Genomic DNA, 702 nt, shown 5'->3' with positions numbered 1-702 from the left:
CGCCCGGCGCAGCGTGTACATCAGCTGCGCGTCCGTCTGGATCGGCTCGCCGATCCGGCGGACGATCACCGTCTTGCCGTCGCTCCCCGGCTTCAGATCGGCCAGCGACACCATGTTCTCGTCGAGGAACGGGTCGGCGCCGTCCGTCTCGCCCAGCTCCTCCAGGCCCGGGATCGGATTGCCGTACGGCGACTCGGTCGGGTGCCGCAGCAGCTCCAGCACCCGGCGCTCCACGGCCTCGCTCATCACGTGCTCCCAGCGGCAGGCCTCGGCGTGCACCTGCTCCCACTCCAGGCCGATCACGTCGACCAGCAGGCACTCCGCGAGCCGGTGCTTGCGCATCACCCGCGTGGCCAGCCGGCGGCCCTCCTCCGTGAGCTCCAGGTGGCGGTCCGGGGCGACCGAGACGAGGCCGTCGCGCTCCATGCGGGCCACCGTCTGGCTCACCGTCGGTCCGCTCTGGTCCAGCCGCTCCGCGATCCGGGCGCGCATGGGGACGATGCCCTCCTCCTCCAGCTCGAGGATGGTGCGGAGGTACATCTCCGTGGTGTCGATCAGTCCGGACATCCGTGCCCCTTGATTACCTCTGCCGGAAGCCCGGCGGCTCTCCGGCTCTGCGCTGGCCCTGAACCTTCAATTCTGGCCCATCCCGCCGACAACCGGGGACGCCGCTCGCAACTGCCCCTGCCGGCCTCGCCGGTC

1 protein-coding gene is annotated in these 702 nt (G+C 71.2%); it reads right to left on the bottom strand.

What is annotated here, in order from left to right; translation table 11 throughout:
* Positions 1-567 (bottom strand): iron-dependent transcriptional repressor DtxR (locus tag CCN35_RS26320; RefSeq protein WP_086794593.1); only part of this gene is annotated, 567 nt, incomplete at its 3' end.
* Between the last annotated feature and the right edge of the window lie 135 nt (positions 568-702).

The sequence above is a fragment of the Streptomyces thermovulgaris genome (genome assembly GCF_002155915.1).
GTDB lineage: Bacteria > Actinomycetota > Actinomycetes > Streptomycetales > Streptomycetaceae > Streptomyces > Streptomyces thermovulgaris.
The sequence above is the reverse complement of the archived record's forward strand: the minus strand, read 5'-3'. Positions and strand labels throughout refer to the sequence as shown.